Here is a 6,254-nt window from a genome sequence, read left to right as displayed (position 1 = left end):
GTGATGGAAGGCGCGCGCGACGGCCGCACCGTGGCTGAGCTGATGAGCTATGGCCGCACCCTGCTCAGCCGCGACGAAGTGATGGACGGCGTGGCCGAACTCATTCCCGACATTCAGGTGGAAGCCACCTTCCCCGACGGCACCAAGCTCGTCACCGTGCACCAGCCCATTGCGTGAATCCCCCAATCTGGAGCGTTTCAATGATTCCTGGAGAAATCCTTTGCGCCGAGGGCGACCTCGCTCTCAACCCCGGCCGCGCTACCTTGAGCGTGGTGGTGGAAAACGCGGGCGACCGGCCCATTCAGGTCGGCTCGCACTATCACTTTGCCGAGACCAACCCGGCGCTGCGCTTCGACCGCGCGGCCGCGCGCGGCATGCGGCTGCATATTGCCAGCGGCACCGCGGTGCGCTTCGAGCCGGGCCAGCAACGCACCGTGGCCCTCGTGGCCTTCGCGGGCGATCGGGTGGTGATCGGCTTCCGGCAAGACGTGATGGGAGCGCTGTGATGGCCACGATCGCCCGCCGCGCCTATGCCGAGATGTACGGCCCCACCACCGGTGACCGCGTGCGCCTGGCCGACACCGACCTGCTCATCGAAGTGGAAAACGACTACACCCTGCGCGCCGGAGGCTATGGCGAGGAAGTGAAGTTCGGCGGCGGCAAGACCATTCGTGACGGCATGGGCCAGAGCCAGCGCACCCGCGCCGAAGGGGCGATGGATCTGGTCATCACCAATGCGCTCATCCTCGACCACTGGGGCATCGTCAAGGCTGATGTGGGCATACGCGGCCAGCGCATCGCCGCTATCGGCAAGGCCGGCAATCCCGACGTGCAGCCGGGTGTGGACATCATCATCGGCCCGGGCACCGAAATCCTCGCAGGGGAAGGAATGATCCTCACCGCCGGGGGTATCGACAGTCATATCCACTTCATCTGCCCGCAGCAGATCGACGAAGCGCTGATGAGCGGCGTCACCACCATGCTGGGCGGCGGCACCGGCCCGGCCACCGGCACCAACGCCACCACCTGCACGCCGGGGCCGGAGAACATCGCCCGCATGTTGCAGGCGGCCGATGCGTTCCCGATGAACCTCGGGTTCCTCGGCAAAGGCAACGCCAGTCGGCCCGACGCCCTGCGCGAACAGGTCGAGGCCGGGGCCATCGGCCTGAAACTGCACGAAGACTGGGGCACCACGCCGGCGGCGATCGACTGCTGCCTTTCGGTTGCGGAAGAAACCGATGTGCAGGTGGCGATTCACACCGATACGCTCAACGAGAGCGGCTTCGTCGAAGACACGATCAAAGCGTTCAAGGGCCGCACCATCCACACCTTTCATACCGAAGGCGCGGGCGGTGGACATGCGCCCGACATCCTGCGCGTGCTGGGCGAAGCCAATGTGCTGCCGTCCTCCACCAACCCGACCCGGCCCTTTACCGTCAACACCATCGACGAGCACCTCGACATGCTGATGGTGTGCCACCACCTCGACGCGGGCATCGCCGAAGACCTGGCCTTCGCCGAGAGCCGCATCCGCCGCGAAACCATCGCTGCCGAGGACGTGCTGCACGATCTGGGCGCCATCAGCATCATGTCCAGCGACAGCCAGGCGATGGGCCGCGTGGGCGAAGTCATTCTGCGCACCTGGCAGACCGCGCACAAGATGAAGGCGCAGCGCGGCTGGCTGGCGCCTCCGGCTTTGGGTGGCGCTCAGGGCAATGACCGTAACGACAACTTCCGCGCCAAACGCTTTATTGCCAAATACACCTTCAACCCCGCGCTGGCGCACGGCATCGCACACGAAGTGGGCTCGGTGGAGGTGGGCAAGTGGGCCGATCTGGTGCTGTGGCGGCCTGCGTGGTTCGGCGTGAAGCCCAGCGTGATTCTCAAAGGCGGCTTCATCGCCGCCGCACTGATGGGCGACGCCAACGCCTCCATCCCCACGCCCCAGCCGGTGCACACCCGGCCCATGTTTGGCGCCTTCGGCGGCGCGCGCACCGCCACCTCGCTGACCTTCGTGTCCCAGGCCGCGCTGGACAACGACATCGGCCAGCGTCTGGGCTTGCACAAGTCGCTCGCCGCCGTGCGCGGCTGCCGCAGCGTGAAAAAAGCCGACATGGTGCACAACGCCTACACCCCGCAGATGCAGGTGGACGCGCAGACCTACGAGGTGCGCGCCGATGGCGTGCTGCTCACCTGCGAACCCGCGACCGTGCTGCCGATGGCGCAGCGATATTTTTTGTTTTGAGCATGGCGCGGTCTGGCTGTTTTGCCGCAGATCGATAAATCAGGTTTGGGGCGAGTTGGCGGCTTAAACGCCGCGCAATGAAGCCGTCATCGCACTGTGCACTGTGCACTGCGCGGGGCGTCAACCCTTACGCTCGGCGCGGCTGCAGATGCGACCGTATCCACGCCGCGAACGCGTCTTCGCTCATCTCGCCAGAAGCGACGGCGAGCATGGTGAGCACGCAGGCGGCATCGTCGGCGGCGAGTTCATGGCCGTTGAGCATCAGGAACAACTCGGCGGCGACGAAGGCGGTGCGCTTGTTGCCATCGACGAAAGGATGATTGCGCGCCAGCCCCCAGCCGTATGCGGCGGCCAGCGCGGCGGCGTCGGGCTCGCCGTAGGCGGCCAGGTTCTCCGGCCGCGCCAGCGCCGATTCAAACAACCCCGCATCGCGCGTGCCTGAGGCGCCGCCATGCTCGGCCAACTGCTCTTCATGTACCGCCTGCAGTACTGCGGGGTCAAGCCAGATCCAGCGGCTCATTTGGCCAGTTCACGCAGGACGTTGCGCCGCTTTTTCATCACACTGCGTGCAGCAAGCATCTGCGACTCGAACTCGGCGCTGTAGGGCGATAGCATCACGGCGCCATTCGCCGCCTCGGTGACAAACACCGTGTCGCCCTTCTCCAGTTTGAGGCGGGCGAGGAGTTCCTTGGGCAGAATGACGCCCACGGAATTGCCGATCTGGGTGAGTTTGAGGGCGGACATGCGGTTCTCCTGACGACTGGTGCAGTCGGACAATGAAGTTATAACGGTTGTTATATTAGGCGGCGCCCCGAATTTCTGCAAACCCGTTTCTGCAAACCCTTTCACTCCGAATCCTCATGCTCACCGTCAACAAACATCTTCCCGCCGCGCGCGGCTTGGCCGCTGCGCTGGTGCAGCGCGCCGCCACAGTCAGCCTGGACTGGGACACGCGCAGCAAAAGCCGCTTTGACGCGCACGACAGCGCCGGCCGTCACCTCGCCGTGTTCCTGCCGCGCGGCACGGTGCTGCGCGGAGGCGACATGCTGGTGGCTGAAGACGGCTCGATGATCCGCGTAGTCGCCGCGCCGCAAGCCGTGCTGCAAGTGCGCGCCTGCCCGGCGCATGGCACGGCCACCGATCTGTCGCGAGCTGCCTATCACCTGGGCAACCGCCATGTTCAGCTCGAAGTGCAGGCCGACTATCTGCAGTTCGAGCCCGACCCGGTGCTGGCCGACATGCTGCGCCGCATGCACCTGATCGTTGCCGAAGTGCTCGCCGCGTTCGAGCCCGAGGCCGGGGCGTATGGCGAGGGTGGCGGGCATGGGCATGATCACGGGCCGGGTCACGATCATTCTCATGGGCATTGAGCTGCAAACCATCCCCGCCCCGCAGCTTGCGATGATGTGGCTGTCCTCCCCCGCTTTGCCGGTGGGCGGGTTCAGCTACTCCGAGGGGCTGGAAGCGGCGGTGGACGCGGGCTTCGTCACCGACGAAGCGCAAACGCTCGCCTGGCTGCGCGGTCAGTTGCAGCTCACGCTGGCCCGCAGCGAACTGCCGGCGGCCTGCGCCGCGCATGCGGCCTGGGCAGCAGCCGATCTCGCAGCCCTGCGCGCCGTGCAGACCTGGGTGCTGGCCGCGCGCGAAACTTTTGAGCTGCGCCAGCAAAGCCAGCAGATGGGCCGCTCCATGCTGGAGTGGCTGCGCCATCTGCGCCCAGACCATCCCGCGCTGCCGCTTGCCGCCCCACTCGAACCCGCGCCCGCCTGGCCGCTGGCCTTTGCCTTGGGCGGCTTGGCACTGGGGCTGGACGCCGAACAAATGGCGCATGCCCTGGCCTTCTCCTGGCTGGAGAACCAGGTGCAGGTGGCGATGCGCGTGGTGCCGCTGGGGCAAAGCAGCGGGCAGCGCCTGCTCGCCGCGCTCCTGCCCGACATTCCCGCTGCGGTCGAGCAGGCACGAAACCTGCAAGACCGCATGGACGACTGGCAGAGTTTTTCGCCGCTGCTGGCCATTCTCAGCAGCCGTCACGAAACCCAATATTCCCGCCTGTTCCGATCATGACCACCGCACACACCGCCAGCCCCCTGCACCACATTCCTCACCGCACCAAGCGCCTGCCGCCCTTGCGCGTGGGCATCGGCGGGCCGGTGGGTTCGGGCAAGACCACCCTGCTTGAAATGCTGTGCAAGGCCATGCGCAACCGCTACGACCTGGTGGTGGTGACCAACGACATCTACACCAAGGAAGACCAGCGGCTGCTCACGGTGGCAGGCGCGCTCGAACCCGAGCGCATCGTGGGCGTGGAGACAGGTGGATGCCCGCACACCGCCATCCGCGAAGATGCCTCGATCAATCTCGAAGCGGTCGACCGCATGCTGGAGCAGTTTCCGAATGCCGACATCGTGTTCATCGAAAGCGGTGGCGACAACCTGGCCGCCACCTTCAGCCCGGAACTCAGCGACCTGACGATCTACGTCATCGACGTGGCCGGCGGCGAAAAAATTCCGCGCAAGGGCGGCCCCGGCATCACCAAAAGCGACCTGTTCGTCATCAACAAAACTGACCTCGCTCCGCATGTGGGCGCCAACCTCGACGTGATGCGCGCCGACACCGAGCGCATGCGTCCCAACAGACCCTACGCCATGACCAACCTCAAGACCCTGGACGGGTTGGACGTCGTGGTGCAGTTCATCGAAAACAAGGGCTTGCTGCGGGCAGGCTGACTCTTGCATCTTCCAGTCATGCCGACCTCCACCCGACCGGGCTTGGGACGACTCGACCGACGCGCCCTCACCGCCACGGGCCTCACCCTGCTGGCACTGCATGTCGCGGCGTGGGGTTGGCTGCTGGCGCTGCTGCCCGGCCATCCGGCGCTGCTGGGCATCGGTGCGCTGGCCTACTTTCTCGGTCTGCGCCACGCCTTCGATGCCGACCACATCGCCGCCATCGACAACGTCACCCGCAAGCTGCGCCAGGACGGCCAGCGCCCGGTGGCGGTGGGGCTGTTTTTCTCGCTCGGACATAGCGGCGTGGTCGTGCTGCTGTCAGTGGTCGTGGCGCTGCTGGCGCGCGATGCCCATACGCTGATCCAGTCTGCAGGGGGGGGCCGGAGGGTGGATCGGCACGCTGGTCTCCGCCGGGTTCCTCACCCTGATCGGACTGGTGAATCTGGCCCTGTTCCGCCGCCTGCTGCGACTGCTGCTGGCCGCGCGTCGCGGCGAAGTCGTGAGTCAAGCCGCCGTGGAGGGTTTGCTCGCGCAGCGCGGCGGAATGAGCCGCCTGTTTCACGCGGTTTATGCCCGCATCCGCGCGAGTTGGCAGATGCTGCCGCTGGGTTTTCTGTTCGGCCTGGGCTTCGACACCGCGACCGAAGTAGCGGTGCTCGGGCTGTCTGCCGCATTCGCCCAGCACAGCCATTTTCCGGTGTGGGGCGTACTGGTGTTTCCCCTGCTGTTTGCCGCGGGCATGAGCCTGATGGACACCCTGGACGGCCTGGCCATGCTCAAGGTTTACGACTGGGCCATGCAGGACGCCGCTCGCAAACTGGGCTTCAACGTGGTCATCACCGGGCTGTCGGTATGGGTCGCGCTGCTCATCGGCGGGGTGGAGTGGCTGCAATGGTTCGGTGAACATGCGGGCGCCTCCGGCGGCGTGTGGGCCACTGTGCAGTCGCTCGATTTTTCCACGCTCGGACTGGCCGTGACGGCACTGCTGCTGGCGATCTGGGCGTTCGCCTGGCGGCACTATCGCGTGCGCTGAGAAAAGAGCCAAAAAAGAGCCGGGACGAGCCCGGCGAAGTCCAGCCAAGCCGGTCTCGGCTTGCGCCTTGACCGGCTTCCTCAAGGTTCAGGCCAGGAGCCTGTCGGACTTGAGGGTCGCGGGCTGCAAAAAGGCTGTGCGGCGTCCTGCGGCAGCGGCTTTTTGCCCCATAGCTTGGGCTATGGGGCGGCAAATCCGCCGCCACAGGCCATCCCCACACCCTTTTTTCGCTCTACGCGACTCAAGC

Annotated in this window: 8 protein-coding genes and 2 pseudogenes; 8 read left to right on the top strand and 2 right to left on the bottom strand. The window is 66.0% G+C overall.

Features of this window, described 5'->3' with window-relative positions; all coding sequences use genetic code 11:
* The 3 genes from ureA to ureC all read left to right on the top strand — a co-directional run.
* A partial coding sequence (gene ureA, locus AC2VLV_RS10570) for an urease subunit gamma (RefSeq protein WP_486989945.1) occupies nt 1–177 on the top strand: 177 nt, incomplete at its 5' end.
* Nucleotides 178–200: 23 nt separating this feature from the next.
* On the top strand, nt 201–506 hold the full coding sequence (locus tag AC2VLV_RS10565; protein WP_486989942.1) for an urease subunit beta: 306 nt from the start codon (nt 201–203) through the stop codon (nt 504–506).
* Nucleotides 506–2,245: an urease subunit alpha gene (ureC, locus tag AC2VLV_RS10560; protein WP_486989941.1), complete on the top strand. Its 1,740-nt coding sequence runs from the start codon at nt 506–508 to the stop codon at nt 2,243–2,245. Before AC2VLV_RS10565 ends, ureC begins: the two co-directional genes overlap by 1 nt.
* A gap of 127 nt (nt 2,246–2,372) precedes the next feature.
* Here the strand turns inward: ureC and AC2VLV_RS10555 are convergent, their stop codons facing one another.
* Nucleotides 2,373–2,765 carry a type II toxin-antitoxin system death-on-curing family toxin gene (locus AC2VLV_RS10555; protein ID WP_486989940.1) on the bottom strand — a complete coding sequence of 131 codons (393 nt, stop codon included), beginning with the start codon at nt 2,763–2,765 and terminating at the stop codon, nt 2,373–2,375.
* The gene (locus AC2VLV_RS10550; protein ID WP_013107403.1) at nt 2,762–2,989 is read right to left on the bottom strand and encodes an AbrB/MazE/SpoVT family DNA-binding domain-containing protein; all 228 of its coding nucleotides are present in this window, start codon (nt 2,987–2,989) and stop codon (nt 2,762–2,764) included. The genes AC2VLV_RS10555 and AC2VLV_RS10550 overlap by 4 nt, the downstream gene beginning before the upstream one ends.
* A 116-nt stretch (nt 2,990–3,105) precedes the next feature.
* Between AC2VLV_RS10550 and ureE the strand changes: the two are divergent.
* The 5 genes and pseudogenes from ureE to AC2VLV_RS10525 form a co-directional block, all read left to right on the top strand.
* Nucleotides 3,106–3,612: pseudogene (gene ureE, locus AC2VLV_RS10545) on the top strand (urease accessory protein UreE); the annotation flags it as partial.
* Nucleotides 3,575–4,309 carry an urease accessory protein UreF gene (locus AC2VLV_RS10540; RefSeq protein ID WP_486989944.1) on the top strand — a complete coding sequence of 245 codons (735 nt, stop codon included), beginning with the start codon at nt 3,575–3,577 and terminating at the stop codon, nt 4,307–4,309. The pseudogene ureE and the gene AC2VLV_RS10540, both read left to right, overlap by 38 nt.
* Nucleotides 4,306–4,971, top strand: coding sequence for an urease accessory protein UreG (gene ureG / locus AC2VLV_RS10535; protein WP_486989939.1), 666 nt, complete (start codon nt 4,306–4,308; stop codon nt 4,969–4,971). Before AC2VLV_RS10540 ends, ureG begins: the two co-directional genes overlap by 4 nt.
* 18 nt (nt 4,972–4,989) lie before the next feature.
* Nucleotides 4,990–5,307 (top strand): annotated as a pseudogene (locus tag AC2VLV_RS10530) (HoxN/HupN/NixA family nickel/cobalt transporter); the annotation flags it as partial.
* A 34-nt stretch (nt 5,308–5,341) separates the two neighbouring features.
* Nucleotides 5,342–6,007: a HoxN/HupN/NixA family nickel/cobalt transporter gene (locus tag AC2VLV_RS10525; RefSeq protein WP_486989943.1), complete on the top strand. Its 666-nt coding sequence runs from the start codon at nt 5,342–5,344 to the stop codon at nt 6,005–6,007.
* Nucleotides 6,008–6,254: the final 247 nt, after the last annotated feature.

The sequence above is a fragment of the Thiomonas sp. TH-17 genome (assembly GCF_057473305.1).
This window is presented reverse-complemented; position numbering and strand designations above follow the sequence as displayed.

Coding starts and splice junctions, on each gene's coding strand:
- AC2VLV_RS10565 (WP_486989942.1), top strand. CDS start 201: ATGATTCCTGGAGAAATCCTTTGCGCCGAGGGCGACCTCGCTCTCAAC.
- ureC (WP_486989941.1), top strand. CDS start 506: ATGGCCACGATCGCCCGCCGCGCCTATGCCGAGATGTACGGCCCCACC.
- AC2VLV_RS10555 (WP_486989940.1), bottom strand. CDS start 2,765: ATGAGCCGCTGGATCTGGCTTGACCCCGCAGTACTGCAGGCGGTACAT.
- AC2VLV_RS10550 (WP_013107403.1), bottom strand. CDS start 2,989: ATGTCCGCCCTCAAACTCACCCAGATCGGCAATTCCGTGGGCGTCATT.
- AC2VLV_RS10540 (WP_486989944.1), top strand. CDS start 3,575: ATGATCACGGGCCGGGTCACGATCATTCTCATGGGCATTGAGCTGCAA.
- ureG (WP_486989939.1), top strand. CDS start 4,306: ATGACCACCGCACACACCGCCAGCCCCCTGCACCACATTCCTCACCGC.